27 protein-coding genes and 1 pseudogene are annotated in these 25,639 nt (G+C 74.3%); 11 read left to right on the forward strand and 17 right to left on the reverse strand.

The features are described 5' to 3' along the window. Positions 1-7: 7 nt before the first annotated feature. Positions 8-583: a gamma carbonic anhydrase family protein gene (locus A8713_RS04350; RefSeq protein WP_064531504.1), complete on the forward strand. Its 576-nt coding sequence runs from the start codon at positions 8-10 to the stop codon at positions 581-583. A 48-nt stretch (positions 584-631) separates the two neighbouring features. Here A8713_RS04350 and A8713_RS04355 read toward each other — a convergent pair whose 3' ends face one another. Continuing rightward, entirely contained in the window at positions 632-1,285 is a 654-nt protein-coding gene (locus A8713_RS04355) for a DedA family protein (RefSeq protein ID WP_064531505.1), read from the reverse strand. A gap of 239 nt (positions 1,286-1,524) precedes the next feature. Continuing rightward, positions 1,525-1,962 carry a DUF4442 domain-containing protein gene (locus A8713_RS04360; protein ID WP_018571151.1) on the reverse strand — a complete coding sequence of 146 codons (438 nt, stop codon included), beginning with the start codon at positions 1,960-1,962 and terminating at the stop codon, positions 1,525-1,527. A 144-nt stretch (positions 1,963-2,106) separates the two neighbouring features. Here A8713_RS04360 and A8713_RS04365 point away from each other — a divergent pair, with 144 nt between their 5' ends. Beyond that, entirely contained in the window at positions 2,107-3,162 is a 1,056-nt protein-coding gene (locus A8713_RS04365) for a hypothetical protein (protein ID WP_064531506.1), read from the forward strand. Between the two features lie 67 nt (positions 3,163-3,229). Here the strand turns inward: A8713_RS04365 and A8713_RS04370 are convergent, their stop codons facing one another. Further along, positions 3,230-4,075 carry a spermidine synthase gene (locus A8713_RS04370; RefSeq protein WP_064531507.1) on the reverse strand — a complete coding sequence of 282 codons (846 nt, stop codon included), beginning with the start codon at positions 4,073-4,075 and terminating at the stop codon, positions 3,230-3,232. Positions 4,076-4,248: 173 nt separating this feature from the next. Continuing rightward, positions 4,249-5,418, reverse strand: a complete 1,170-nt coding sequence (gene tuf, locus A8713_RS04375) for an elongation factor Tu (protein ID WP_064531508.1) — start codon at positions 5,416-5,418, stop codon at positions 4,249-4,251. 342 nt (positions 5,419-5,760) lie between these two features. On the opposite strand from tuf, the gene A8713_RS04380 reads away from it, so the two are divergent. From A8713_RS04380 to A8713_RS04390, 3 genes are all read left to right on the forward strand, one after another. After that, positions 5,761-6,540 carry a TVP38/TMEM64 family protein gene (locus tag A8713_RS04380; protein ID WP_064531509.1) on the forward strand — a complete coding sequence of 260 codons (780 nt, stop codon included), beginning with the start codon at positions 5,761-5,763 and terminating at the stop codon, positions 6,538-6,540. 188 nt (positions 6,541-6,728) lie between these two features. Beyond that, positions 6,729-7,604, forward strand: a complete 876-nt coding sequence (locus tag A8713_RS04385) for an undecaprenyl-diphosphate phosphatase (protein WP_064531510.1) — start codon at positions 6,729-6,731, stop codon at positions 7,602-7,604. Positions 7,605-7,706: 102 nt separating this feature from the next. Then, positions 7,707-7,886, forward strand: coding sequence for a hypothetical protein (locus A8713_RS04390; protein ID WP_037874387.1), 180 nt, complete (start codon positions 7,707-7,709; stop codon positions 7,884-7,886). A gap of 84 nt (positions 7,887-7,970) precedes the next feature. On the opposite strand, the gene A8713_RS04395 is transcribed toward A8713_RS04390, so the two are convergent. Both A8713_RS04395 and A8713_RS04400 read right to left on the reverse strand, forming a co-directional pair. Beyond that, positions 7,971-8,711 carry an SDR family NAD(P)-dependent oxidoreductase gene (locus A8713_RS04395; RefSeq protein ID WP_064537228.1) on the reverse strand — a complete coding sequence of 247 codons (741 nt, stop codon included), beginning with the start codon at positions 8,709-8,711 and terminating at the stop codon, positions 7,971-7,973. A 90-nt stretch (positions 8,712-8,801) separates the two neighbouring features. Further along, entirely contained in the window at positions 8,802-9,389 is a 588-nt protein-coding gene (locus A8713_RS04400; RefSeq protein WP_064531511.1) for a DUF4291 domain-containing protein, read from the reverse strand. A 233-nt stretch (positions 9,390-9,622) separates the two neighbouring features. On the opposite strand from A8713_RS04400, the gene lnt reads away from it, so the two are divergent. Beyond that, complete coding sequence (lnt, locus tag A8713_RS04405; RefSeq protein WP_064531512.1) at positions 9,623-11,203, forward strand: apolipoprotein N-acyltransferase; 1,581 nt, start codon at positions 9,623-9,625, stop codon at positions 11,201-11,203. Here the strand turns inward: lnt and A8713_RS04410 are convergent. Further along, entirely contained in the window at positions 11,118-12,032 is a 915-nt protein-coding gene (locus tag A8713_RS04410) for a Gfo/Idh/MocA family protein (RefSeq protein WP_064531513.1), read from the reverse strand. The two genes, lnt and A8713_RS04410, sit on opposite strands and share 86 nt — an antisense overlap. A 67-nt stretch (positions 12,033-12,099) precedes the next feature. Beyond that, entirely contained in the window at positions 12,100-13,332 is a 1,233-nt protein-coding gene (locus A8713_RS04415) for an FAD-dependent monooxygenase (protein WP_064531514.1), read from the reverse strand. A gap of 113 nt (positions 13,333-13,445) precedes the next feature. Between A8713_RS04415 and A8713_RS04420 the strand changes: the two genes are divergently transcribed. The 3 genes from A8713_RS04420 (at position 13,446) to A8713_RS04430 (ending at position 15,444) form a co-directional block, all read left to right on the forward strand. Continuing rightward, positions 13,446-14,147, forward strand: a complete 702-nt coding sequence (locus A8713_RS04420; protein WP_237305302.1) for a TetR/AcrR family transcriptional regulator — start codon at positions 13,446-13,448, stop codon at positions 14,145-14,147. Between the two features lie 19 nt (positions 14,148-14,166). Continuing rightward, positions 14,167-14,682 carry a DinB family protein gene (locus A8713_RS04425; RefSeq protein WP_064531515.1) on the forward strand — a complete coding sequence of 172 codons (516 nt, stop codon included), beginning with the start codon at positions 14,167-14,169 and terminating at the stop codon, positions 14,680-14,682. Positions 14,683-14,913: 231 nt separating this feature from the next. After that, the gene (locus A8713_RS04430; RefSeq protein WP_335743743.1) at positions 14,914-15,444 is read left to right on the forward strand and encodes a hypothetical protein; all 531 of its coding nucleotides are present in this window, start codon (positions 14,914-14,916) and stop codon (positions 15,442-15,444) included. A 90-nt stretch (positions 15,445-15,534) separates the two neighbouring features. Here A8713_RS04430 and A8713_RS04435 read toward each other — a convergent pair whose 3' ends face one another. The 7 genes from A8713_RS04435 to A8713_RS04465 form a co-directional block, all read right to left on the reverse strand. Then, positions 15,535-16,062, reverse strand: a complete 528-nt coding sequence (locus tag A8713_RS04435) for a tetratricopeptide repeat protein (protein ID WP_064531517.1) — start codon at positions 16,060-16,062, stop codon at positions 15,535-15,537. Between the two features lie 191 nt (positions 16,063-16,253). After that, complete coding sequence (locus A8713_RS04440; RefSeq protein ID WP_064531518.1) at positions 16,254-16,937, reverse strand: uracil-DNA glycosylase; 684 nt, start codon at positions 16,935-16,937, stop codon at positions 16,254-16,256. Between the two features lie 199 nt (positions 16,938-17,136). Further along, positions 17,137-17,904 (reverse strand): SDR family oxidoreductase, encoded by a 768-nt coding sequence (locus A8713_RS04445; protein WP_018571168.1) that lies wholly within the window; start codon positions 17,902-17,904, stop codon positions 17,137-17,139. 13 nt (positions 17,905-17,917) lie between these two features. Beyond that, complete coding sequence (fabG, locus tag A8713_RS04450) at positions 17,918-18,679, reverse strand: 3-oxoacyl-ACP reductase FabG (protein WP_064531519.1); 762 nt, start codon at positions 18,677-18,679, stop codon at positions 17,918-17,920. A gap of 160 nt (positions 18,680-18,839) precedes the next feature. After that, a complete protein-coding gene (locus tag A8713_RS04455) occupies positions 18,840-19,286 on the reverse strand; it encodes a DUF3037 domain-containing protein (protein WP_385494032.1) in 447 nt (148 codons plus the stop codon). Continuing rightward, entirely contained in the window at positions 19,283-20,110 is an 828-nt protein-coding gene (locus A8713_RS04460) for a HipA family kinase (RefSeq protein ID WP_064531520.1), read from the reverse strand. Before A8713_RS04460 ends, A8713_RS04455 begins: the two co-directional genes overlap by 4 nt. 197 nt (positions 20,111-20,307) lie before the next feature. After that, positions 20,308-21,210, reverse strand: a complete 903-nt coding sequence (locus A8713_RS04465; protein WP_064531521.1) for a LysR family transcriptional regulator — start codon at positions 21,208-21,210, stop codon at positions 20,308-20,310. A gap of 73 nt (positions 21,211-21,283) precedes the next feature. On the opposite strand from A8713_RS04465, the gene A8713_RS04470 reads away from it, so the two are divergent. Then, positions 21,284-22,399, forward strand: a complete 1,116-nt coding sequence (locus A8713_RS04470; RefSeq protein WP_064531522.1) for a DMT family transporter — start codon at positions 21,284-21,286, stop codon at positions 22,397-22,399. On the opposite strand, the gene A8713_RS04475 is transcribed toward A8713_RS04470, so the two are convergent. After that, positions 22,390-23,721: an aminotransferase class I/II-fold pyridoxal phosphate-dependent enzyme gene (locus tag A8713_RS04475; protein ID WP_079158835.1), complete on the reverse strand. Its 1,332-nt coding sequence runs from the start codon at positions 23,719-23,721 to the stop codon at positions 22,390-22,392. The genes A8713_RS04470 and A8713_RS04475 overlap by 10 nt on opposite strands. Positions 23,722-23,756: 35 nt before the next feature. Here A8713_RS04475 and A8713_RS04480 point away from each other — a divergent pair, with 35 nt between their 5' ends. Next, complete coding sequence (locus tag A8713_RS04480) at positions 23,757-24,440, forward strand: pyridoxamine 5'-phosphate oxidase family protein (RefSeq protein WP_064531524.1); 684 nt, start codon at positions 23,757-23,759, stop codon at positions 24,438-24,440. Positions 24,441-24,526: 86 nt separating this feature from the next. On the opposite strand, the pseudogene A8713_RS04485 reads toward A8713_RS04480, so the two are convergent. Then, positions 24,527-25,477, reverse strand: a pseudogene (locus A8713_RS04485) (DMT family transporter). Positions 25,478-25,639 lie beyond the last annotated feature (162 nt).

The raw sequence follows: 25,639 nt of genomic DNA on the forward strand, positions 1-25,639 counted from the left end.
GACGAGGATGACGCGCGAGGCGCTGGTCATGGGCATCGGCGGCCGGGAGCCACAGGTGGACGCGGAGGCGTTCGTGGCGCCTTCGGCGTCGGTGATCGGTGAGGTGGTGCTCGGCGCGGGGGCGAGTGTCTGGTACGGCGCGGTGCTGCGCGGCGACGTGGAGCGGATCGCGGTCGGCGCGGACAGCAATGTGCAGGACAACTGCACCCTGCACGCCGACCCCACCTTCCCGGTGAGCGTCGGCGCGCGCGTCTCCGTCGGGCACAACGCGGTGGTGCACGGTGCGACGGTCGAGGACGACTGCCTGATCGGGATGGGCGCGACGGTGCTGAACGGGGCGGTCATCGGCGCCGGGTCGCTGGTCGCCGCGCAGGCGCTGGTGCCGCAGGGCATGCGCGTGCCGCCGGGCTCGCTGGTCGCGGGCGTGCCCGCCAAGGTGAGGCGGGAGCTGACGGAGGAGGAGCGCCAGGGGATCACGCTCAACGGCACGATGTACGCGGAGCTGGCGAAGGCGCACCGCGACGCCCACACGCACCGCGACGCCCACGCACGGCGGGAACCGGCGGGCGGCGCCGAGGGCTAGAGCCCCGGGACCCCGGAGGCGGGGAGGGAGCGGAAGGGCGGGACGGTGCTACTCGCCCGCGGCGACCGGCTCCGCCGTCTCGCTCTCCTGGTGGGCGGTCTGCGCCTTCTTGGCCTTGCGCTTGACCACCAGGAAGGAGACGAGGCCGATGAGCACGGCCGCCACCAGGCCGAGCCAGGAGAACTTCTTCAGCCAGGACTCGGCGACGACACCGACGTAGTAGATGACGGCCGTCGTGCCGCCCGCCCAGCAGATGCCGCCGAGCACGTTGGCGATCAGGAACTTCCAGTACGGCATGTGCAGCACACCGGCGAGCGGGCCGGCGAAGATGCGCAGCAGGGCGACGAAGCGGCCGAAGAACACGGCCCACATGCCCCACTTCTGGAAGGAGCGTTCGGCGGTGGCGACATGGCCCTCGCTGAAGTGCCTCGGGAACTTCCTCCCGAGCCAGGCGAGCAGCGGTCTGCCGCCCTTGCGGCCGATGGCGTAGCCGATGGAGTCGCCCACGACCGCGCCCGCGGTGGCGCACGCGCCGAGCACGATGGGGTTGATGCCCGAGTTCTGCGAGGACAGCAGCGCGGCGGAGACCAGGACGATCTCGCCGGGCAGCGGAATGCCCAGGCTCTCCAGGCCGATGACCAGCGCCACCACGGCGTAGACGGCGGCCGCAGGCACCGTGTCGAGCCAATCCTGGACGTGCACCGCCGGATCCTCCCCGTTTCGTGTCACGCGCGTCTCGCGTCACGTGCGTTCCCGAGAGGCGCCCCCCGAAAGCGCGCCCCTCAAGAAGCGTACCGGGTCGGCCGGCGCTTCCGGCTTCCGCGCGCGAGCGCCCCGGCCGCCGGGCGTGACACCGGCCGCCAGGGCGGGCGTCCGCAGGCGGCGCCGCTCCGGCCGGCGACGGCGCTCTCGCCGCCTGGCGGCCGGGGCCGCGCCGACGGTCAGCTGTTGGGGCGGAGCGTCCAGACCACGGTCATCTCGGTGGTCACGGCGCCGTCCTCGCGCTGGATCTCGACGGCCACCGGGAACTCGGGGCGCTTGCCCTCGTCGAGTTCGGCGACGACCTCGGCGATGGGGCGGCCGAGGGTCGCGGTGGCCTTCACCGGCCCGAGGGCGATCTTCTTGAAGGCGATCCGCGCGTCCACCGGCAGCGGCACCGCGCGGGAGAGCTGGTCGCCGAAGGCGGCGAGGACGATGGCGCCGCTGGCCGACTCGCCGAGGGTGAACATCGCCCCGGCGTGCGGCCCGCCGACGTGGTTGCGGTACTCCTCCTGGTCCGGCAGGGCGAGGACGGCCCGCTCCGGAGTGGTCTCCAGGTACTCGAGGTTCAGGGTGCGAACCATCGGCACCGTGGCGGCGAGCAGTTCGCCTATGGACATCTGATCTGCGCTCATGGCCAGAAGGTTACTCACGAGTAGCGCACTCTGACCAGAGCGGGAGCCGCCCCGCCGTCCGCTTTCTGGTACGTCCCTGACAAGGGCCGGTGACCGAATCGTGTCCCCGGCGCCCTAGGGTTACTGCCCATGTGGCCAGGACAGCAGCCGCCCGGGGGCGAGCAGAACCCGCAGGACCCGCAGAGCAACCCGTACCAGCAGCCGGGGTACCAGCAGCCGAATCCGTATCAGCAGCCGGGCTATCAGCAGCCCAACCCCTATGCGCAGCAGCCGCCGCCTCCTGCGCAGCAGCCGCAGTGGGGCGCTCCGATGCCGCCGCAGCCGCCGGTCGGCGGTGGCAGCGGGAGCGGCGGCGGTGGCGGGAACCGGACGAAGGTCGTCGCCATCGTCGCGGCGGCGGCCGTCGTGGTGGCCGCCGGTGTGACCGGGTTCCTGGTCCTCGGGGGCAAGAAGGACGACAAGGCGGACGGCGGGTCCACCGACCAGAAGGCGAGCCCCTCGGTCTCCGCCCCGGCCTCCTCCGCCACGCAGAACGATCCCACCGTCGACCCGACGGAGGACAACCCCCGGGGCAACGAGACGGAGAAGCCGCAGGTCGCGGGCTGGAAGGTGGTCGTCAACCCGAAGTGGGGCGTCGCCTTCGACGTGCCCGCCGACTGGGAGGTCAAGGCCCCCGGTGTCGGCGTCGGGTTCGAGGACCACAAGACCGGCAAGCTGCTCGCGGTCATGTCCGGAGTCGCCCAGGACAAGTCCAAGTGGTGCACGTCCGACGACGACAAGGACGGGCGCACCGAGGACACGTCCCTGGCCACGGCGGGCGTCAAGGGCGCCGACGGCGCGAAGAACACCGACGAGGTCGCCGTGAACACGGTGCCCTGGTGGGTCTACGGCGGCTTCACCCAGCCCGACAAGAAGAGCCTCACGTTCGACAAGAAGGCCAAGCCCTTCAAGACCACCTCGGGCATCCAGGGCAGCATCGCCTGGGCGCAGTCGACGAAGACGCCGATGAAGGGCAAGTGCGCGACCGACGGGAAGGCGCTCACCTTCGGCTTCAAGAACTCCAACGGCGACTTCGTGTCCTGGAACTTCTACGGGGTCAAGGGCGTCAAGGACGAGGTGCCCGAGGCGACCGTCATGAAGGTCCTCGCCACGGTCCGCCTGCACGGAACACCCACCGGCGGCTGAGAACCCGCCGGGACCGCCACGGCCACCAGGGCCGCCGCCGCCAGGACCGCCGCGGCCGCCGGGCCCGTCAGCCGATGCCGAAGGCCCCGCCCGGGGGCTCGGGGGACGCCACGGCGTCCTCGTCGCGCACCGGGCGGGCGGCGCCCGCGAACTTCCGCAGCGCGGCGCCGTGTTCGACCCGGGCGGGGAAGGTGTCCGAGGCGGTGCGCCGGGCCAGGGCGGCCGTGTCGAGCGGGCGGTGCGCGGCGGCGAGCACCGCGTTGCCGAAGCGGCGGCCCCGCAGCACCGCGGGCTCGGCGATCAGCACCGTCTCCTCGAACACCTCGGCGAGCGTGGCGAGCTGGGAGCGCAGGAACGCGAACGGCGCGGCGTCGGCGAGGTTGACGACGTGGACGCCGCCCGGCCGCAGCACCCGCTCCGCCGCCCGCGCGCAGCCGAGAGAGGTGAGGTGCGCCGGGACCCGGGAGCCGCCGAAGACGTCCGCGACCAGCACGTCCGCCGAGTCCGCCGGGGCACTCTCCAGCCAGGCGCGGGCGTCGGCCGCGTGCAGCGTGATGCCCGATCCCGCGGGCAGCGGAAGGCATTCCGCGACCAGTTCCAGCAGCCCCCGGTCGGCCTCGACGACGTCCTGGCGCGAGCCCGGCCGGGTCGCCGCCACGTAGCGGGGCAGCGTGAACGCGCCGCCGCCCAGATGCAGCACGTCCAGCGGCCGGCCCTCCTCGGCCACCGTGTCCAGTACGTGCCCGATCCTGCGCGTGTACTCGAACTCCAGGTGAGCGGGCGCGTCCAGGTCGACGTACGACTGCGGCGCCCCGTCCACCGTCAGCAGCCACGCGCGCTCGCGGTCGACGTCGGGCATCAGCTTGGCGGTCCCGTGGTCGACGGCACGGCTCACGGGGATGGGCTCGGTCACTCCCCCATTGTGCCGGGCCAGGCAACCCCTCATTGTGCCGGGACAGGCAACGGGCCTGGCACCGGGCCGGGACGGCAGGCGCCGCGGAGGGCGGCAGCGGCAGTCGGCGGGAGCGGGGGCGGCCCGCTAACGCCGACCCCGCTGCCGCCCCGCTCACCGGACCGCGCGCGGCCTCACTCCACGGAGGTCACCGTCCCGGCCCCCACGGTCCGGCCGCCCTCCCGGACGGCGAAGCCGAGACCCGGCTCCAGGGGCACCTCGCGCCCCAGTTCCACGGTCATGGTGACCGTGTCCCCGGGCCGCGCGAGCGCCGCCCCGCCGAGGTCGACGTCACCGACCACGTCCGCGGTGCGGATGTAGAACTGCGGCCGGTAGCCGGTGGCCACCGGTGTCGTCCGGCCGCCCTCACGGCCCGACAGCACGTACACCCGCGCGGTGAACCGCCGCCGCGGCGTCACGCTGCCGGGGGCGGCCACGACGTGCCCGCGGCGGACCGCGTCGCGCGGGACACCGCGCAGCAGCAGCGCCACGTTGTCCCCGGCCTGCGCCTCCCGCATGGGCTTGCCGAAGGTCTCCAGGCCGGTGACCACCGTCTCGGTCGCGGCGCCCAGCACCTCGACCCGGTCGCCGACCCGGACCGTGCCGCGCTCGACGGCGCCGGTCACGACGGTCCCGCGGCCGGTGATGGTGAGCACGTTCTCCACCGGCAGCAGGAACGGCGCGTCCAGGTACCGCTCGGGCATCGGCACATAGGTGTCGACGGCGTCGAGCAGCGCCTCGACCGACGCCGTCCAACGGGGGTCGCCCTCCAGCGCCTTGAGTCCGGAGACCCGGACGACCGGTACCGCGTCACCGGCGTAGCCCTGGCGGGTGAGCAGGTCGCGGACCTCCAGCTCGACCAGGTCGGTCAGCTCGTCGTCGCCCGCGTCGGCCTTGTTGAGGGCGACGACGATGTGGTCGACGCCCACCTGCCGGGCGAGCAGCACGTGTTCGGCGGTCTGCGGCATGATCCCGTCGAGCGCGGAGACGACGAGGATCGCCCCGTCGAGCTGCGCGGCCCCGGTGACCATGTTCTTGACGTAGTCGGCGTGGCCGGGCATGTCGACGTGCGCGTAGTGCCGGGTGTCGGTCTCGTACTCGACGTGCGCGATGTTGATGGTGATGCCGCGGGCGGCCTCCTCGGGCGCCCGGTCGATGCGGTCGAAGGGCACGAACGTGCCGCCGCCACGCTCGGCCAGGACCTTGGTGATGGCGGCCGTCAACGTGGTCTTGCCGTGGTCGACATGGCCCATCGTGCCGATGTTCAGATGCGGTTTGGTGCGGACGTACGCCGTCTTGGACATGGGTGTACCTCGAAGCCGGTGAGAAGTGTGACGGGACCCCGGGAGAGCGCCGACCCTCCCCCTGCGGGGTCCGCCGGACGATCCGGGGAGGGTCAGCTTCGGGCGCCGTCGACTGCGGCCGTGAGGATCCGGACGGCAGCCTTCGGAGCATCCGCGACCGCGGATGCTGCGAGGAGGAAGGCGTGCCGGAACATGCTCCGATCATCGCCGGACGACCGGCGCGCGTCGAATGGTTTTCGGCCCCGCGGCGGCACCCGGGCGCCCGTACGCGGACCGGCGTCTGTGACGTGGGTGAGACGAACCGTACGGCGATCAGACACACCCGTCGGTTAATGTCACCAGATGCTCGATGCCACCAACCGCTCTGGGGGCACCGCCACGGCCTCTCCCCGGGCCACCGCCGCGGAGCCGGGCGCCGCCGTGCTCACGGCCGCGCCGGTCTCCCTCACCGTGTCCGCCCGCTGCGCGCGCGTGCTGCTGTCGCCGTGGTCGCGGCTGTCCCTGCTGCTGGCGCTGCTCGCGGCGGCCGGGACCTGCGTCCTGCTCTTCCAGCCGCAGAGACTGCTGGCGCACGGCTGGCCGCCGCAGCTCGGCGGGTTCGCGGCCGTGCTGCTGTTCGCGGCGGCGTACGGCGTGTGCACGGTGGCGTTCGTGCCGCGCCCGCTGCTGAACCTCGCCGCGGGCGCGCTGTTCGGCTCGGGCGCGGGGCTGGCGGCGGCGCTCGCCGGTACGGTCCTGGGCGCCGGGATCGCCTTCGGGCTCGGCCGGGTGCTCGGGCAGGACGCGCTGCGGCCGCTGCTGCGCGGCCGGTTGCTGCGGGCGGCGGACGGGCAGCTGAGCCGGCACGGGTTCCGTTCGATGCTGGCCGCCCGGCTGTTCCCCGGGGTGCCGTTCTGGGCCGCCAACTACTGCGCCGCCGTCTCCCGCATGGGCTGGCCCGCGTTCCTGCTGGCCACGGCGGTCGGCTCGGTCCCGAACACCGCCGCCTACGCGGTCGCGGGCGCCCGCGCCGCCACCCCCACCTCCCCGGCCTTCCTCGTCGCGATGGCCTGCATCGCCGTACCGGCCCTGGCGGGCGCGGTGGTGGCCTGGCGCAAGCGGCATCATCTGCGCGCGCGTTGAGACCGGGAGCGGGGCGCCGAGCCGAACAGGTGCACACCTCTTCGTAAACGACCGGTAAAGCCCCGGTGGGTTTTTCGTCATGTCGGACCGCTACGCTGCCCCTCGGCACCCCAGGCCCTGCCCGCGGCACACGGCGGCCCGGTGCGCCCGTCGCCCCTGCCCGCTCGGCACTTGGACTCCGTACCCCCATGTCTTGGTTCGCATCGCTCGTCCTCGGACTCGTCCAGGGGCTGACCGAGTTCCTTCCCGTCTCCTCCAGCGCGCATCTGCGGCTGACGGCGGCTTTCTCGGGCTGGGACGACCCCGGCGCCGCCTTCACGGCGATCACCCAGATCGGCACGGAGGCGGCCGTGCTGATCTACTTCCGCAAGGACATCGGGCGCATCGTCGCCGCCTGGTCCCGCTCGCTCTTCGACCGGTCGATGCGCGCGGACCCCGACGCCCGCATGGGCTGGCTGGTCATCGTCGGCTCCGTCCCGATCGGGGTGCTCGGCCTGACGCTCAAGGACCAGATCGAGGGGCCGTTCCGCGATCTGCGGATCACGGCGACGATGCTCGTCGTGGTCGGTGTGGTCATCGGCATCGCCGACCGGACGGCGGCGCGCGACGAGAAGGGCGGCCGGCACCGGGCGCCCCAGCAGCGCAAGTCCCTGCGGGACCTCGGCGTCAAGGACGGCCTGATCTACGGCTGTTGCCAGGCGATGGCGCTGATCCCGGGCGTCTCCCGCTCCGGCGCCACCATCAGCGGCGGCCTCTTCATGGGCTACCGGCGCGAGGCGGCGGCCCGTTACTCCTTCCTGCTGGCCATTCCGGCCGTACTGGCCTCGGGCGTCTTCGAGTTGAAGGACGCGATGGAGACCGGCCAGGTGGTCTGGGGACCGACGCTGTTCGCGACGGTGATCGCGTTCGTGTCGGGGTACGCGGTCATCGCCTGGTTCATGAAATACATCTCGACGAAGAGTTTCATGCCGTTCGTCTGGTACCGGGTGGTGCTGGGTCTGGTCATCATCGGCCTGGTCACGGCCGGTGTGCTCAGCCCGCACGCGGCCGAGTCGGCGGAGTGAACGACCCGCGGACGCGGCCGACGTCGCACAGGTGACCGACTCCCTACGGTTCCTGTAGCCGTCCGGTAGCGCTGTGTCAGTGCTTGCCCCTAGGCTTGGGGCATGTCCCCCGATTCCATGGCCCTTGGTTCCGTGCGGTCCGCCGCCGAGCTGAACGAGCAGATCCGGGCGCTCTGGCTGCGTGCGGGCGGGTCCCTGTCGGCCCAGGAGCGCGCGGAGTACGAACTGCTGGTGGTCGAGTGGGCCGCCGCCATCCGGGGCCGGGTGATCAAAGCGGCCTGACCGGCCCGGCTGCCCGCCGCGCGCACCGGCCGTGCCGCCTCCCGACCGCCGGCAGACCCCCGCACCGCGCACGCCACCGCCGGTTCAGCGCCCGCCGGACACCCGCAGCACCGCTCCCGACGCGTAGGAGGCGTCCGGTGACATCAGCCACGCGACGGCGGCGGCGATCTCCTCGGCCCGCCCCGGGCGGCGCAGCGGGATCGCGCCGGAGGCACGGCGGACCCGGTCCGGATCGCCCATCGCCGCGTGCATCTCGGTGTCGATCATGCCCGGCGCGACCGCGTTGACACGGATGCCGTCCGGGCCGAGTTCCTTGGCCAGCCCCAGGGTCAGCGCGTCGACGGCGGCCTTCGTCGCCGCGTAGTGCACATACTCGCCGGGGCTGCCGAGCGTGGCGGCGGCGGACGACACGTTCACGATCACACCGCTTCCGCGCGGGGTCATCAGCTGGGCCGCGCGGCGCGAGCACAGCAGCGTGCCCGTGAGGTTGACGTCCACGACCCGGCGCAGGTCGGCCGGGTCCGCGTCGGCGAGGCGGCCCAGCGGCCCGGTCACACCGGCGTTGTTCACCAGCCCCGTCACCGGCCCGAGCCGCTCCTCCGCCACGGCGAACAGCCGCTCGACATCGGCCTCCACCGAGGTGTCCACCCGCACGGCGACGCTGCGCGCCCCGGCCTCCAGCACCTCGTCGGCGACGGCCTCGGCGGCGCCGGTGTCGCGGACGTAGCCGATCACCACGTCATGGCCGTCGCCGGCCAGCCGCCGGCAGACCGCGGCGCCGATGCCCCGGCTGCCCCCGGTGACGACCGTCACGAGTCGCTTCATGCCGACCTCCGGTTCCGTTCCCGCCTGCTCGCGCCGTCCGCGGGCCGGGGCCCCGGCACCCGCGCCGGACACCGCCCGCATGTGATCAGCCTAGGCCCGCACATGCGCGAGCACCTCGTCGTCCAGCGGGTACGGCCGCTCCTCGGGCAGCAGCGCCCGCGCCCGCTCCGGCTCACCCGACCGGACCAACGCGTGGATCTTGGCCGCGAGCGGGGTGACGTCCTCGATCCCGGCGATCCACTCGTCCGCGTACCGGACCGCGGCCTCACCGGCGAGCCCGAGCTGCAGGGAGCGGTACGGCAGCGGAGCGAGCCCCAGGTCCCGCTCCGGGTCCCACTGCACCCGCGCGGGCGCCTGTCTCAGCCGCGCCTGCCAGGAGGCACGGTCACCGTGCAGGGCCGGTACATGGTGCGAGAGGCAGGCGTGCCGCAGCGCCCACTCGAACCCGCCGCGGTCGATCTCGACGGCCAGGACGGTCTCCTGGCCCTCCTTGGTCCCCCAGCCGCAGCGGTACATCATCCAGAGGAACGACGGCTTGATCCAGGTCATCCGGTCCCGCTTCCAGGTGGACGGGAAACGGCCGTCGCGGGCGGCCGGGCCGCCGATCTGCGGGCGGTAGGCCTGGTAGACGGTGATTGTGGACGCGGTGTGGCGGGCGCGGACACCGAAGCGGGGCATCGGCTCGGGAGACTGATCGTTCACGCGCCCAGCATCGGCGGCCGTGCCCGGCGGGGCCAGCGAATATCCGGGGCGCCCGCCCGTCGCGGACGTCCGCCTCGTCCCCCGTGTCCCACGGTGTCCGGTGCGTCCTCCCGGCCGGTGGCCTGGGCGTCGGGCGGCGGGACGCGCACACTGGATCCACCCGTGGATCACCGGGTGACCGGGGCCGTCGACGGGTAGGAGGGCGCCCTATGGAGAGATTCGGACGCTGGCTCGACTCGCCCTGGCGGCGCGGGGTGCTCGCGGTGCTCGCGGGGGCGCTGCCGATGCTCGCCTTCCCGGCGCCCGCGCTGTGGTGGCTCGCCTACGGCGCGCTCGTGCCGTGGATCCTGCTGGTGCGGTCCGCGCCGACCGCGCGGCGGGCCGCCTGCGACGGCTGGTGCGGCGGGCTGGGCTACATGCTGGCCGTGCACCACTGGCTGCTGCCCAGCCTGCATGTGTTCACCGTGGTGCTCGCGGCGCTGCTGGGTGTGCTGTGGGTGCCCTGGGGGTGGCTGGTGCGGCGGTTCCTGGCCGGGCGGCCCTCCGCCGGGCGGGCGGCGGCGGCGCTCGTGGTGCTGCCCTCGGGCTGGCTGGCCGCGGAACTCGTGCGGTCCTGGCAGGGGCTCGGCGGGCCCTGGGGGATGCTGGGCGCCAGCCAGTGGCAGGTGGCGCCCGCGCTGCGCCTGGCGTCGGTGGGCGGGGTGTGGCTGCTCAGCTTCCTGGTGGTGGCCGTCAATGCGGCCCTCGCCCTGCTCGTGGCGGCGCGCGGGGTGCGGGTGCCCGCGGTGGCCGGGCTCGCCGTGACCGCCGCGGTGACCTCCGCGGCATGGGTGTGGGCGCCGCGTCCCGCCGTCGACGGCCAGGTCCGCGTCGCGGTGGTGCAGCCGGGTGTGGTCGACGGCGCCGAGAGCGGCCAGCGGCGTTTCGACCGGGAGGAGCAGCTGACCCGCGGTCTCGCGGGGCGAGGTGTGGACCTGGTCGTGTGGGGCGAGAGCAGCGTCGGCTTCGACCTGGCCGACCGGCCCGACCTGGCCCGGCGGATCGCGGCCCTCTCCCGGGAGGTCGGCGCGGACGTCCTGGTCAATGTGGACGCCCGGCGCTCCGACCGGCCCGGGATCTACAAGAGTTCCGTGCTCGTCGGACCGCAGGGCCCGACCGGTGAGCGGTACGACAAGATGCGGCTGGTCCCGTTCGGCGAGTACATCCCGGCCCGCTCACTGCTCGGCTGGGCGACCTCCGTGGGCAAGGCCGCGGGCGAGAACCGCAGGCGGGGCACCGAGCAGGTGGTCATGGACGTCGGGCACGGGCTGCGGATCGGCCCGCTGATCTGCTTCGAGACCGCGTTCCCGGACATGAGCCGCCATCTGGCGCGGGACGGCGCCGGGGTGCTGCTCGCCCAGTCGTCGACGTCGACCTTCCAGCACAGCTGGGCGCCCGAGCAGCACGCCTCGCTCGGCGCGCTGCGGGCCGCCGAGACCGGACGGCCCATGGTGCACGCCACCCTGACCGGCGTGTCCGCCGTCTACGGTCCGGACGGGCGGCGGATCGGCCCCTGGCTGGGCACCGGCGACAGCACCGCCCGGGTGTACGAGGTACCGGTCGCGCACGGCGTCACCCCGTACGTCCGCCTCGGCGACTGGCCGGTGCACGCGGCGCTGCTGGTGCTGGCCGCGGTGGGGGCGCACGAGGGCGTGCGGAAGGTGCTCAGGCGGCGGCGCCGGGGCGCTCCAGCACCGTCCGCACCACGCGCTCGCACAGGTCGTGGGTCTCCAGCGCGTCCCGGGCGCTGAGCACCCGCCCCTCGCGCACGGCGTCGAGGAAGGTCAGCACGGCCTGCTCGATGCCGCGCTGGCGGGCGACGGGCACCCAGTCGCCGCGCCGCCGCAGGGTCGGCTGCCCCTTGTGGTCGACGGTCTCGGAGAGGTTGACCACCTGCCGCTTGGTGTCCTGCCCGGAGACCTCCAGGATCTCCTCGGCGGAGCCGCTGAGCCGGTTCATCACGCCGAGCGCGGTGAAGCCGTCCCCGGCCAGTTGCAGCACCACGTGCTCCAGCAGCCCGTCCCGCATCCGGCCGCGCACGGTGACGTCGTCGACCGGTCCCGGCACCAGGAACCGCAGGGTGTCCACGACATGGATGAAGTCGTCGAGGACCATCGTGCGGGGCTCCTCGGGCAGCCCGACCCGGTTCTTCTGGAGCAGGATCAGCTCGCGCGGGTGCTCGGCGCACTGCGCGTACCCGGGCGCGTACCGCCGGTTGAAGCCGACCATGAGTCCGGCGCCGCGCTCCTCGGCGAGCGCCACCAGGCGGGCGGAGTCGGCGAGTTCGTAGGCGAGCGGCTTGTCGACGTACGTGGGGACGCCGGCCTCCAGGAGCCGGGTGACGATCTCGGGGTGGACGGCGGTGGGCGCGTGCACGAAGGCCGCGTCGAGATCCTGCGCGAGCAGGGAGTCGAGGTCGGCGTGGCGGCGCTCGGCGGGCAGGTGGAGGATGTCGCCGACCCGCTGGAGGGTGGCGGGCGTCCGGGTCTGGATGTGCAGGTCGACGCCGGGCTGCGCGCCGAGGACCGGCAGGTACGCCTTCTGCGCGATGTCGCCCAGTCCGATGCAGCCGACCTTCACGTGCGCTCCTTCGTCGTCGCTCGACCGGCCGTCGCGGACGCCGCCGTCCGGCGCCGTCCGTTCGCGTTCAGCCGTGCTCGTTGCCTCGGGCGGCGGGTGTCCGGCCCGCCCGCACCGCAGCATACGGCGGCTGCGGAGGGCGCCAGTCGGCGACGCCGTCGAAACCGCGCAGCAGCGCTCCCGGCACGGTCCTGGAGACGGCGGTGACCAGCGCGTCGCGTACGGCGGCACCGGCGCGGCTGCCCGTCATGTTCACGCGGGCGACCCGGACGGCCCGGCGGGTGAGGGCGGTCGCCCGGGGCAGCCGGGCTGCGGTGTAGGCGGCCAGGTCATCGACGTGGTGGGCGAGGACGACGGCGTCCTCGACGGCCAGGTTGCCGCCCTGGCCGAGGGTGGGCGGCATGGCGTGCGCGGCGTCGCCGAGCAGAGCGGTCCGGCCGCGGTGGTAGGCGGGCGGCGGCGGTGCGAGGTGGTGGACGTCGTGGCGGAGCACGTCCTCGGGGCGGGCGGCGGCGAGGACGGCGGGGACCGGGTGGTGCCAGTGGCCGAAGCGGCGCAGGAGTTCGGCGCGTTCGTCGTCGGCGCGCTGCCCGGCGGGCGTCCGCGCCGCGGCGTACGCGTACACGCGGCCGTCCTTGAGCGGGTGGGTGCCCCACAGGCAGCCGCGGCCCCAGGTCTCGTGGGAGGGGAACGCGGCGCCCGGTACCGGGATCATGACGCGCCAGGTCGTGAACCCGGAGTAGACGGGCCCGGGGTGGTCCGGGAACAGGGTCCGGCGGGACGTGGAGTGGATGCCGTCGGCGGCGACCACCAGGTCGGCCTCCAGTTCGCCGTCGGGGGTGGTCACCCGGGCCGGCCTGTGCGCGTCCCCGGGGTCGGCGAGGCGGGCGTGCACGGACGTGCGGACGGTGCCGGGAGGCAGCAGCGAGGCCAGCACACCGACCAGCGTGGCCCGGGGCAGCAGCACGATGGGGCCGCCGAAGCGTGCGGCCGCCGCGGCGGCGTCGGTGCGGGCCAGCCAGTGGCCGCCGGGTGTGCGCAGCCCGCCGTCGCCCTGCCAGGCGGCCAGATCGCGGATCCGGTCGCCGACGCCGAGGACGTCCAGGGCGCGCAGGGCGTTCGGGGAGAGGGAGATGGCCGCGCCGACCGGTTCCAGGGAAGGGGCGCGCTCCAGCACGGTGACCCGGCGGCCGGACAGGTGCAGGGCCGCGGCGGCGGCCAGCCCTCCGATGCCCCCGCCGATGACGACGACGGCCGGGGACGGGCCCGCGGACGGGTTCGGGGCTTGGGGCTGGGACATGGCTGCCTCCCGCACAGTCGAGACTACACCTGTAGTGACGCTTGGACACCCCGACCGTACTACGGATGTAGTGAGGTGCACTACGGGCGTAGTCCGCCGGTAGGTTGATCTCCATGCCCGCTCCCGACGCACCCGCCCCGCGCGCCGACAGCCCTGACAGCCCTGTCAGCCCCGATGACCCCGGCACCCCGGACAGCGCCGGCCCCGCCGCCTCCGCCACCCGCGCCGACCGCGTGGCCGACGCCGCCCTCGCGCTGCTCGCCGAGCGCGGGATGCGCGGGCTGACGCACCGGGCTGTCGACGAGGCGGCCGGGCTTCCGCAGGGCTCGACGTCGAACATCGCGCGCACCCGGCAGGCGCTGCTGGAACTGGCCGTACGGAGGCTGGCCGACCGGGAGGCCCGGGTGCTGGCGCTGCACGAGATGCCGGATCCGCGGACCGGCGGCCTGGACTCGCTGGTGGACGGCCTGGCGCTCGCCACCCATCGCGCGCTCACCGGCAACCGCCGGCTGACGCTCGCCCGCTACGAGCTGGCCCTGGAGGCGACCCGCCGCCCGGAGCTGCGCGCCCCCTTCGACGCCGCGGGCGCCCGCTTCCGCGAGCAGCTCACCGCACTGGTCACGGCGATGGGCTCCACGGACCCTGAGCGGCATGTGCTGTCCCTCGTCGCCTGGGCGGACGGGCTGATGTTCTCGTGCGTGGCCGGGACCTTCCACGCGCGGCGCCCGCGACTCGACGACGTACGGGCCGGCCTGCGGGAACTGCTGGGCGGCATGCTCGGGGGCGGGGGAAAAACTCCTGGTGCGAGGGTCTGACCTGCGCGAGGATCAACGTATGACGACGACCGAACGCCGCGAGCCCGCCCAGAACGCCGACGAGCGCACCATGCTGGACGGCTGGCTGGACTACCACCGGCAGACACTCGCGTGGAAGTGCGAGGGCCTGACCGACGAGCAGTTGCGCACCGCGTCCGCGGAGCCTTCCGGGCTGACCCTGCTGGGGCTGGTGCGGCACATGGCGGAGGTGGAGCGCGGCTGGTTCCGCCGGGTGATGGCGGGCGAGGACGCGCCGCCGATCTACTACGACGACCAGGACCTGGACGGCGACTTCCGCGTCACCGCTGCCGACACCTGGGCCGAGGCCCAGGCCGCCTGGCAGGCGGAGATCGACGCCGCGCGCCGCATCGCCGCCGGACTGAGCCTCGACGACCTCTCCGAGGGCCGCCACAGGTCGAGCGCCGACCCGTTCAACCTGCGCTGGATCTACACGCACATGATCGAGGAGTACGCCCGCCACAACGGCCACGCCGACCTGATCCGCGAGCGCATCGACGGCGCGACCGGAGACTGAGCACGGCGCCGGGCAAAGGGCGCCGGGGCGAAGGAGGCAACGGGGCGACGACAGGGTCGTACGGCGTGGCGGTCGCGGGGTCCGGCCACGGCCGTCGCCCGGTACGGCCCGCACCGCAGCGTCACCCGCGCGCCCGGCGGCCACTCCCCGAGGGGCGGGACATCACCCGTGCGGGGCATCCTGCGGCCGTCCGCAGGTCATGCGGGCCGCCGGGGCAGCAGAGTGGCGCGGGTGCATCGAACGACGACCGCCGCAACGCTCCTGATCACCCTGGCCGTCTCGGCCCTCACCGGCTGCGTCACGGTCCAGCGGCCACCTTCCGGTGTCCCGGCGACGGCCTCCGCCGCCGGTCCGGCCCCGCGCCCGGAGGGCGGTACCGGCCCGCGCGCCGTGCAGGCACCCGCCCGGGAGGCCCTGGAACGCGCCGGTTCCTCCGACGGCCCCACGGCACCGGACGCCCGCCCGCGCACGCACACCCCGGCGGCGCCGCCCGCGACACCCGCCGCGACCGGGTCCGCGGCGCGGGACCAGCACCCGGCGCCGCGTTCCACGGCCCCCGGCGGTCCCGGCGCCCCCGGCTACAAGCCCGGCCACGAGACCGCGCCACGGCCGCCGCATCCGCCCGCGCCACGGCACACGACACCCGCCGCCCGGCACGCCGTACCGGCGAACCCGGGCATCTGCGCCCTCGGCAAGGAGTACGGCCACTGGCGTCCGGGCAGTCCGGAGGCGAAGATCTGCGGCCAGACCTACGGGCGTTGAGCGGCCCAGGCCCGGTCACGCATCCCGCCTCCGTGTCCTTCCTGCCCGCCCCGCCCCGCCCGCGCAGCCGCGGCGCCCGGCCGTCCGCCGCTACGACCGCTGGCGGGGCGGTCCGCCCGGGTCCTCACCCGGTCCGGCCGGGCCGCCCTCGCCCAACCGCAGCTCCAGGTGGTGGATGGCCGCGCGGACGCCGTCGCCGTAGCTGTCCTCGGCGAGGGAGGCGGCGGTGCCGCGGGCGCGGCGCAGATGGCTGCGGGCGGCCTCGCTGCGGCCGAGCTTCACATAGTCGGCGGCCAGGTTCAGGTGCAGGCACGGATACAGGGCCCGGACCGCTGGCGCGCCCTCGTGCCCCGGGCGCCGCTCGCCCGTGAGTTCCTCGGCGGCGGACAGCGCCCTGAGGTCCCAGGCCAGTTCGTCCGAGGGGTCGTCCTGGGTGTCGGCCAGGTAGTGCGCCAGGGTGCAGCGGTGCAGCGGGTCGCCGTCCTCGCCCAGCTCGTGCCAGAGCGCGAGGAAGCGCACGCGGGCCTCCTCGCGGTCACCGGCGTGGTGCAGGATGACGCTCTGACCGATCCGCGTCAGCACGGCGTCGCCCGCCGTCTGCTCCTGCCGCTCCGTCACGGCGCCTCCCCTGCCAGCCTTGTGCCCGACCCGACTCCCCCGACGCTAACCGCACCCACCGGCAATCCGGCTCAGGCAGCCCCGGACGGGACACGACACAGGACGCACGGCGCCGTGACGACGGGCCGGCCGGCAGGTGGCGCGCCCCTGACCGCCGCGCCACCCGGTCCCCCGGCTCCCGGCCTTCCGGCTCAGCCCAGGTTCGGGATCTGCCAGTCGATCGGCTGGTGTCCCTGCGCCGCGACGGCCTCGTTGATCTGGGTGAACGGACGGGAGCCGAAGAACTTCTTCGCGGACAGCGGCGAGGGGTGCGCCCCCTTGACCACCACGTGCCGGGTCTCGTCGATCAGGGGCAGCTTCTTCTGCGCGTAGTTGCCCCAGAGCACGAAGACGGCCGGGTCGGGACGGTCGGCCACCGCGCGGATCACCGCGTCGGTGAACTTCTCCCAGCCGCGCCCCTTGTGGGAGTTGGCCTCGCCGGAGCGGACCGTGAGCACCGCGTTCAGCAGCAGCACGCCCTGCCGGGCCCACGGCATCAGATAGCCGTTGTCCGGGATCTCGGTGCCCAGCTCCTCGCGCATCTCCTTGTAGATGTTCCGCAGCGACGGCGGGACCTTGACGCCGGGGCGCACCGAGAAGCACAGGCCGTGGCCCTGCCCCTCGCCGTGGTACGGGTCCTGGCCGAGGACGAGGACCTTCACCTGGTCGTAGGGCGTGGCGTCCAGCGCGGCGAAGACCTCCTCGCGCGGCGGATACACGGGACCCTTCGCCCGCTCCTCCTCGACGAACTCGGTCAGCTCCTTGAAGTAGGGCTGCTGCAGCTCGTCACCCAGAACCCCGCGCCAGGACTCGGGCAGCATGGCGATGTCGGTCACGTCAACGTCCTCACGATCTATGGTCACTTCCTGCCCACAGAACCTACAGGCGCCCACTGACAACGCCGCACGGAGAGCCCGCCGGAGACCGACGCGGGACACCACCGGCACACCGGCCGCGTGCCTGTGCACCGGTGGCCTGTGTACCGGTGGTGCCTGTGTGTACCCGGTGGTGCCGGTGTGGGTGTCCCCGGCCGGATCAGCCCACGCCCGCGTTGAGGAAGAGGCCGCCGTCGACGACGAGCGTCTGGCCGGTGACCCAGTCGGACTGCTCGGAGGTGAGGAACGCCGCCGCGCCGCCGATGTCGGTGGGCACGCCGAGCCGGCCGAGCGGGTACGCCGCGGCGGCCTCGTCCTCGCGGCCCTCGAACAGGGCCTGCGCGAACCGTGTCTTCACCACGCCCGGCGCGATGGCGTTGACCCGCACCTTCGGCGCGAACTCGTGCGCGAGCTGCTGGGTGAGGTTGATCATCGCGGCCTTGCTGATGCCGTACGCGCCGATGAACGGCGAGGGCGCGAGACCGGCGATCGAGGAGATGTTGACGATGGCGCCGCCGTTGTCCTTCTGCCAGGCGTGCCAGGTGCGCTGGGCGAAGCCGAGCGCGGAGATCACGTTGGTCTCGAAGACCTTGCGCGCCACGTTCAGGTCGAGGTCGGCGATCGGGCCGAAGACCGGGTTGGTGCCGGCGTTGTTGACCAGGTGGTCGACCCGTCCGAACACCTCCATCACCCGGTCGACGGCCACCGCCTGGTGGGCCTCGTCGTGGGCCTTGCCCGCGACGCCGATGACCCGGTCGGAACCGAGCCGTTCGACGGCCTCCTTGAGCGCGTCCTCGTTGCGGCCGGTGATGCAGACCCGGTCGCCCCGGGCCACCAGTGCCTCGGCGACGCCGTAGCCGATGCCGCGGCTGGCGCCGGTGACGAGGGCGACCTTGCCCGACAGCGGGGGCAGTTCCTCGGAAGTCATGTGCGTGTGTCCCTCAGTTGAGCGGTCCGCCGGCGACATACAGGACCTGGCCGGAGACGAAACCTGCGGCGTCGCCCGTGAAGAAGGCGATGGCGTTGGCGATGTCCTCCGGCTCGCCGACGCGCTGCACCGGGATCTGGGTGGCGGCGGCGGCCTTGAAGTCCTCGAAGCCCATGCCGACGCGCTCGGCGGTGGCCTTGGTCATCTCGGTGGCGATGAAGCCGGGGGCCACCGAGTTGGCGGTGATGCCGAACTTGCCCAGCTCCTTGGCCAGGGTCTTGGTGAAGCCCTGGAGGCCCGCCTTGGCGGCCGCGTAGTTGGCCTGGCCGCGGTTGCCGAGCGCGGAGGACGAGGAGAGGTTGACGATCCGGCCGAAGCCCGCGTCCACCATGTGCTTCTGGACCGCGCGGGCCATCAGGAAGGAGCCGCGCAGATGCACGCTCAGGACGGTGTCCCAGTCGGAGGCGCTCATCTTGAACAGCAGGTTGTCCCGGAGCACGCCCGCGTTGTTGACGAGGATCGTCGGCGCGCCGAGCTCCTCGACGACGCGCGCGACCGCCGCCTCGACCTGCGCCTCGTCGGAGACGTCGGCGCCGATCGCGACGGCCCGGCCGCCGGCCGCGGTGATCGTCTCCACGGTGCCCTTGCAGGCGGCCTCGTCGAGGTCGATCACGGCGACGGCGCGGCCCTCGGCGGCCAGCCGTACGGCGGTGGCGGCACCGATGCCGCGTGCGGCTCCGGTGACGACGGCGACCCGCTGGTCAGTGGTGGACATTGCTGCTTCTCCTCGCCCTTGAGAGAACCTGCCCGGACCGGGCCCGGAGCCCGGCCGGTGAATCCGGTCAGCGGTGAGCGACCGCTTAGTACCTCTGGTGGACGTGACGCTAGAAGCCCTGGCACCCGGTGTCAACGGCACGCCCGCCACGTGTGATCCATTACCTCACCAGGAGGTCGAGCAACCGTTGCGCCTCCGCGGCCGGGTCGAGGGTGAGTCCGGTGTGCACGGGACCCGGCTGGACGATCGTGGAACGCGGCGCGACCAGCCAGCGGAAGCGCCGGCCGGCGTCGTCCCCGGCCGCCTGCCCGGCCGCCGCACCGCCCGCGCACACGCCCTCGACGGCGGCGAGCGCGGCCCGCACGCCCGCCACGTCGGCGTCCGGGTCGAGCGCCCGCAGCCGCGCCTCGTCGAGATGGGTGCGGGCGCCGACGTACGCCTTGGCCCGGCAGTAGACGAGCACTCCGGCGTTGAGGCACTCGCCGCGCTCGATCCGCGGGACGATCCGCAGCAGGGCGTACTCGAAGACGTCCCGGTCACTCGTCCGGCTGCCGATGATGTGGCGCTCGCCCGCCTGTCGGCCGCCGAGAATGTGGTGGTCGCTCACTTGGTCCCCCCGTTGTCTTCGGAATCCTGGACGCCCTGGCTGCCCCGGGTTCCCTGGACACCCTGACCGCCCTGGATTCCCTGGATGCGTTCGTGGATCACCGCGGCCCGCGCGAGCAGCGGCCGGGCGTAGGCGCGGCGCAGTTCGCCGGGGGTGGCGAAGCCGGGCTCGTCCGTCAGCCAGGCGTCCGGGATCTCGGCGGTCACCTCGGCGAGCAGGTCCTCGGTGATTCGCGGTGCCAGATCCGCGGCGGCGGCCGCGACATCCGGGGCGAAGCGCGCGAGGGCGTGGTCGGAGGCGTCGTACGGACGGGCCGCGGACGCCTCGGCGCCCGGCCAGTTGTGCTGCCAGATCATGGTGGCGCCGTGGTCGATCAGCCACAGCGCGCCGCGCCATCTGAGCAGGTTCGGGTTGCGCCAGGAGCGGTCCACGTTGTTCACCAGCGCGTCGAACCAGACGATCCGCCCGGCCTCCGCGGCGTCCACCGGGAAGGCCAGCGGGTCGAAGCCGAGGGCACCGGAGAGGAAGTCCATCCCGAGGTTGCCCCCGCCGCTGGAGCGCAGCAGCTCCTGGACCCGCTCGTCGGGTTCGCCGAGACCGAGCACCGGATCCAGGCCGACGACCGCGAGGGACGGCACACGGAACCCCAGCCTCCGGGCCAGTTCACCGCAGACGACCTCGGCGACGAGCGTCTTGCGGCCCTGACCGGCGCCGCTGAACTTCAGGACGTACGTGCCGAGGTCGTCGGCCTCGACGAGCCCCGGCAGCGAACCGCCCTCACGGAGCGGTGTGATGAACCGGGTCGCGTTGACTTCCTTGAGCATCGCCCCAGGCTACTGGGGGCACGCATTCCTCCGGCCGCCCTGTGGACAACGCGCGCGGACACCGGCGCGGCCGGGCGGGCGGACCGGTGGATGACGCCCGTCAACAGGAGCATGTGGGCCAACAGGAGCATGTGGGCGCCCCGGCGCCGCCGGGCGGGCGGACCGGTGTCCGCGCACCGGCCGGGCGGCCCGGCCCTTCAGCCGAGCTGGTCGCCCGCGGCGCGCAGGGCCTCCACCGCCGCCCGGATCGAGGGACGGCGGTCGGCGTCGGCCCGCCACACGGCGTAGACGTGCCGCCGCACCGCCTGCCGCACCGGAACGGCCCGCACCCCGGCCGGCAGCGGCCCCCGCCCCAGGCGCGGCGCCACGCACACCCCGAGGCCGGCCGCGACCAGCGCGAGCTGGGTGGCGTGCTCCTGGGCGCGGTGCGCCACACGGGGTTCCACCCCCTTGGAGCGCAGGGTGTCGAGCAGCCACTCGTGGCAGAACTCGTCGTCGCCCCAGCTGATCCAGTCGTCGGCGGCGAAGTCCTCCAGCCCGGCGTCGGCGCGGTCCGCGTGCGGATGCGCGGCGGGCAGCGCCACATCCACGGGGTCGTCGAGGAGCGGCGCCCGGACGAGCCCCTCGGGGACGGGCAGCGGCTTGTTGTACCAGTCGAGGACCACGGCGAGGTCGGCGTCACCGCGCAGCACGGCCCGTACGGCGGGGGCGGGTTCCACCTCGGCGGTGGTGACACCGAGTGCCGGGTGCCGGGCGCGCAGATGGCACAGCGCCGCCGGGAACAGGCCGCGCGCACCCGTGGGGAACGCGGCCAGCCGCAGTTCGCCGACCACCTGCCCGCGCTGGGCCTCCAGATCGGACTGGGCCAGCTCCACCTGGGAGAGGATGCGCGCCGCGTGTTCGGCGAGCAGCCGCCCGGCGTCGGTGAGGCGTACGCCCCGGCCGTTCCTGGCCAGGAGCCGCTGGCCCACCTCGCGTTCCAGCTTCGCCAGCTGCTGCGAGACGGCCGAGGTCGTCACGTGCAGTCCGTCGGCCGCGCCGCTGACCGAGCCGTGCCGGGCGAGGGCGTCGAGGGTCCGCAGGCGCTCCAAGTTCAACATGTAAGCGATACTACGAGGTACAGCGCGCGAATTCTCGATTGTGCTACGAGGTTGAGCGCGGCACGCTACGAGCATGACCACCGCGACCGCCGGCGCCTTGCCGTCCCCGCCGTCCCCTTCCCCGAGGGCCCGCCGCCCCGCGCACTGGCGGGTCCGGTTCGCCTTCCTGGCGCTGGTCTGGGGCTTCAGCTTCCTGTTCATGAAGGTGGGCACGCGCAGCTTCGCGCCGTTCCAGGTGACGCTGGGGCGGCTGGTGTTCGGCACGGCGGTGCTGGCCGTGGCGATGGCGGTGAAGCGGGAGCGGCTGCCGCGCGGTGCGCGCACCTGGGGCCACCTGGCGGTCGCCGGGTTCTTCCTCAACGCGCTGCCGTTCTCGCTCTTCGCCTACTCGGAGCTGACCATCCCGTCCACGCTGGCGGGCATCTGCAACGCCACCTCGCCGCTGTGGGGCATGGTGCTCTCGCTGGTCGCCCTCTCCGAGGACCGCCCGACCCGGGTGCGGGTGGCGGGGCTGGGGCTCGGCTTCCTCGGGGTGCTCACGGTGCTCGGCGCCTGGCAGGGCTTCCACGGCCTGGACGCGGGCGGCACGGCGATGGCGCTGCTGGCCTCGCTGAGCTACCCGGTCGGCTGGATCTACGTCCGTCGCACGCTGGCCGGCGCCCCGGAGTCGCACCTGTCCCTGACCGGCGGGCAGTTGCTGCTGGCCACGGTGCAACTGGCCGTCGTCACGCCCCTGTTCACGGACATACCGGCCCAGGTGGATGTGCTGCCGCTGCTGGCGGTCGCCGCGCTGGGCGCGCTCGGCACCGGGTTCGCCATGCTCGTGCAGTACGGACTGGTCGCCGAGGTGGGACCCACCACGGCCCAGATGGTGACCTATTTCGTACCGATCATCGCGGCCACCGCCGGGGTCGCCGTCCTCGGCGAGGATCTGACCTGGTCGACTCCGGTCGGCGCGGTGATCGTCCTGGCGGGCGCGGCCCTGACCCAGGCCAGGCCGCGCGGCAGGACGGAGCGGTCCGCACCCGAGGTCACGGCCGCGTCCACGGCGACGCCCGCCGCGACGGCCACGGCCACGGCCACCGAAGGCCGGCGGTCCGAGGCGCCGTCCAAGCCGTCCGAGCCGTCCGGTCTGCCCGAGCCGTCCGAGCAGCCTTCCTGCCCCGTACCGGCGCCCGCTCAGACGTAGCTGCGCGCCGCAGCCGGCTCCAGCGCCGCCGCCACCGCGTCCGCCAGCCGCTCCGTCTCGTCCCCGCGCAGCGTCGAGACGGTGATGCGGATGCCGGGAGGCTCGCTGAGCCGGTAGCGTGCGCCGGGGGCGACGGCCCAGCCCGCGTGCAGCAGCCGGGCGACGGCACCGGTCTCGTCCGGCACCGGCACCCACACGTTCATCCCGCTGCGCCCGCGCGCGGCCACCCCGCGCTCCGCCAGCGCGCCGATCAGCCGCTCGCGCCGCTCGTCGTACCGGGCCGCCACGGCGCCGCTTTCCGGCGCGCCGTCCGTCAGCAGCCGCAGCACGGCCCGCTGCACCAGCAGGCTCACCCAGCCGGGCCCGAGCCGCTGCCGTCCGCACACCCGGTCGACGGTCACCTCGTCACCGGTGAGCACGGCCAGGCGCAGATCGGGACCGTACGCCTTGGCGACCGAGCGGACGAAGGCCCAGTGCCGGGTGGTCCCGGCGAGCGGGTGCAGCGGGACGTCGACGATGCCGTGGCCGTGGTCGTCCTCGATCAGCAGGGTCTCCGGGTGTTCGGCCAGGACGGCACGCAGGGCACGCGCGCGCGTGGCGCTCAGCGCGGCGCCGGTCGGGTTCTGCGCCCGGTCGGTGACGATCAGGGCGCGCGCACCGCCCGCCAGCGCTCGCCGCACGGCCTCGGGGCGCGGCCCCTCGTCGTCCACGCGGACCGGCACGGTCCGCAGCCCGAGCGCCGGCACCAGGTCGAGCGTGCGGCCCCAGCCCGGGTCCTCCACGGCGACGGTGTCCCCCTGCTTGAGATGGGCGGTGAGGACCCGTTCGACGCCGTCCAGCGAGCCGGTCACCACCGCGAGGGGCCCGTCCGGCACGCCCGCGGCGTCCAGTGCGGCACGGGCGGCGCGCGCCAGGCCCGGGTCCACGGCCAGGTCGCCGTAGAGCACGGGCGCGCGGTCGGCCTCGGCCGCCGCGGCGGCGAAGGCCGGTGCCAGCGGCGGCAGCAGGGCCGGGTCCGGATTGCCCGCGGACACGTCCCGCACGCCCTCGGGCACATCCAGGCGGATGCGGTCGCGTCCGGTGGTGGCGGGCGCGGGCCGCACCCGGCTGCCGCGGCGCCCGGCCGTCTCGATGACCCCGCGCTCGCGCAGCACGCGGTACGCGGCGGCCACGGTGTTCGGATTGACGCCGAGCTGTGTCGCCAACTCCCGCATGGGAGGCAGCAGTTGCCCCGGCTCCAGCTCTCCCGAGCCCACCGCCCGCTCGACGCTCGACGCGATGTCCGCTGCGCGACGGCCCTCGATCCGATATTCTCCTAGCACAAAGCCAATTATGCACTAGTGCAATGGAGACCGCAATGCAGGGGACCTCGCAGCCGACACCGCCGGCCGACACCTACCCCCGGACCGACCGCACCGTCCCCACCCGGTCCGCGCAGAAGGCCGCGTACGACAAGGAACTGGTGCACGCGATACTGGACGAGGGATACGTCTGCCACCTGGGCTTCGTCCGTGACGGGGCGCCCGTGGTGCTGCCGACGCTCTACGGCCGGGTCGGCGAGCGGCTGTACGTGCACGGTTCGACCGGTTCACGCCCGCTGCGCATGGCCGGCCAGGCCGACCCGGGCCTCGTGGTCTGTCTGACGGTCACCCATGTCGACGGCCTGGTGCTGGCCCGCTCCGCCTTCCACCACTCGGTCAACTACCGCAGTGTCGTGGTGCACGGCACCGCCCACCAGGTGACCGACCCCGAGGAGAAGCGGACGGCCCTGGACGCGCTGGTGGACCACGTGGTGCCCGGCCGGGCGGCCGACTCCCGCCCCGGCAACACGAAGGAACTCGCCGCCACCGCCGTGCTCCGCCTGGACCTCGCGGAGGTCTCCGCCAAGCTGCGCACCGGCGGTGTGAACGAGGAGCCCGAGGACCTCGGCCTCCCGTACTGGGCCGGGGTGGTCCCGGTCCGTACGGTGTACGGCACGCCGCTCGCCGAGCCGGACCTCGCCGCCGGTGTCGAGGTCCCCGGCTACCTCTCGGAGCTGTGACGGCGGCGCGACGAGCGCCGTAAGGGAACTCCGGGAGGGCCCCGCCCGGGACGGCGGATCCCGGGCGGGGCCTCCCCCACCTCCCGTCACACCAGGGCGGGTTCCTCCTCGGCGGTCCGTGCCGCGCGGGTCTCCGCGACGGCGAGGCCGCCGACCGAGCCGAGCATCAGCGCGGTGCCGACGAGGGTCGCCGCCGTCAGCCGCTCCCCGAGCAGGACGACCGCCAGCACGGCCGCGCTGACCGGCTCCAGGAGCATGATCACGGACACGGTGGCCGAGCGGACGACCGCCGCGCCCGCGAAGTACAGGGCGTAGGCGAGTGCGGTGGGCACCGTGCCGATGTAGGCCAGCAGCCACAGCAGCCGGACCGGTTCGACGGTGTGCGGCACCAGCCCCTCGGCCGCGGCGAGCGGCAGCACGCACAGCGTGGCCACCGCGAACGCCCCCACGGTCGTGGCGGAGTGGTCGGCGCCGCCGTCCCGGCCCTAGCGGCGGGTCAGCAGCGTCATCCCGCTGTACCCGGCCGCGGAGGCGAGGGCGAGCAGGACACCCCACGGCCGTACGGTGGCGCCACCGCTGCCCAGTACCAGCACGGTGAGCCCGGCCAGCGCCCCGGCGACAGCGGCGGCGCCGGACCGGCCGAGCCGTTCGCCCAGCGTGAGCCGGGCGCCGAGCGCGATGAGCACCGGCCCGGCGCCGAGGGTGACGACGGTCGCCACCGCGAGGCCGGTCGCGGAGACGGCGGCGAAGTAGGCGGTCTGGAAGACGGCGAGCCCGAACCCGGTGGCACCGGCCCGCAGCAGGACGGCACGGCGGCCGACGGGCGCCGCGGGCCGCACGCGCGGGCGCAGCAGGCGGACGGCGAGCAGCAGCACGACGCCCACGGCGCAGCGCCAGAAGGACAGGGCGGCCGGTCCCATGTCACTGGCGCGGTAGACCAGGGAGGCGGCGGCACCGGCGGTGCCCCAGGCGGCACCGGCGACGATCAGACAGAGGAGGCCACGCCCGAGGGACAGGCCGGAGGAAGCATGCGACACGAGTTCTCTCCGCAGAGGTGCAGAAGTTCGGGAAGGAGGACCCCGGTTCGGCGGGGTCGTCGGACTTCTTCTGCGGGCAGCACCGTCCGGCCCGGCATGGCGCCGGGCCGGCCGAAGGGCCCGCCTCAGGCGGCGGGCGGCGAGACGGTGCGCGCGGGCGTG

Source organism: Streptomyces sp. SAT1 (assembly GCF_001654495.1).
Taxonomy (GTDB): Bacteria; Actinomycetota; Actinomycetes; order Streptomycetales; family Streptomycetaceae; genus Streptomyces; species Streptomyces andamanensis.

Coding starts and splice junctions, on each gene's coding strand:
- A8713_RS04480 (WP_064531524.1), top strand. CDS start 23,757: ATGCAGGGGACCTCGCAGCCGACACCGCCGGCCGACACCTACCCCCGG.
- A8713_RS04365 (WP_064531506.1), top strand. CDS start 2,107: ATGTGGCCAGGACAGCAGCCGCCCGGGGGCGAGCAGAACCCGCAGGAC.
- A8713_RS04350 (WP_064531504.1), top strand. CDS start 8: ATGACGCGCGAGGCGCTGGTCATGGGCATCGGCGGCCGGGAGCCACAG.
- A8713_RS04470 (WP_064531522.1), top strand. CDS start 21,284: ATGACCACCGCGACCGCCGGCGCCTTGCCGTCCCCGCCGTCCCCTTCC.
- fabG (WP_064531519.1), bottom strand. CDS start 18,679: ATGTCCACCACTGACCAGCGGGTCGCCGTCGTCACCGGAGCCGCACGC.
- A8713_RS04395 (WP_064537228.1), bottom strand. CDS start 8,711: ATGAAGCGACTCGTGACGGTCGTCACCGGGGGCAGCCGGGGCATCGGC.
- A8713_RS04360 (WP_018571151.1), bottom strand. CDS start 1,962: ATGTCCATAGGCGAACTGCTCGCCGCCACGGTGCCGATGGTTCGCACC.
- A8713_RS04380 (WP_064531509.1), top strand. CDS start 5,761: ATGCTCGATGCCACCAACCGCTCTGGGGGCACCGCCACGGCCTCTCCC.
- A8713_RS04465 (WP_064531521.1), bottom strand. CDS start 21,210: ATGTTGAACTTGGAGCGCCTGCGGACCCTCGACGCCCTCGCCCGGCAC.
- A8713_RS04445 (WP_018571168.1), bottom strand. CDS start 17,904: ATGACTTCCGAGGAACTGCCCCCGCTGTCGGGCAAGGTCGCCCTCGTC.
- A8713_RS04460 (WP_064531520.1), bottom strand. CDS start 20,110: ATGCTCAAGGAAGTCAACGCGACCCGGTTCATCACACCGCTCCGTGAG.
- A8713_RS04400 (WP_064531511.1), bottom strand. CDS start 9,389: ATGCCCCGCTTCGGTGTCCGCGCCCGCCACACCGCGTCCACAATCACC.
- A8713_RS04425 (WP_064531515.1), top strand. CDS start 14,167: ATGACGACGACCGAACGCCGCGAGCCCGCCCAGAACGCCGACGAGCGC.
- A8713_RS04385 (WP_064531510.1), top strand. CDS start 6,729: ATGTCTTGGTTCGCATCGCTCGTCCTCGGACTCGTCCAGGGGCTGACC.
- A8713_RS04415 (WP_064531514.1), bottom strand. CDS start 13,332: ATGTCCCAGCCCCAAGCCCCGAACCCGTCCGCGGGCCCGTCCCCGGCC.
- tuf (WP_064531508.1), bottom strand. CDS start 5,418: ATGTCCAAGACGGCGTACGTCCGCACCAAACCGCATCTGAACATCGGC.
- A8713_RS04420 (WP_237305302.1), top strand. CDS start 13,446: ATGCCCGCTCCCGACGCACCCGCCCCGCGCGCCGACAGCCCTGACAGC.
- A8713_RS04390 (WP_037874387.1), top strand. CDS start 7,707: ATGTCCCCCGATTCCATGGCCCTTGGTTCCGTGCGGTCCGCCGCCGAG.
- lnt (WP_064531512.1), top strand. CDS start 9,623: ATGGAGAGATTCGGACGCTGGCTCGACTCGCCCTGGCGGCGCGGGGTG.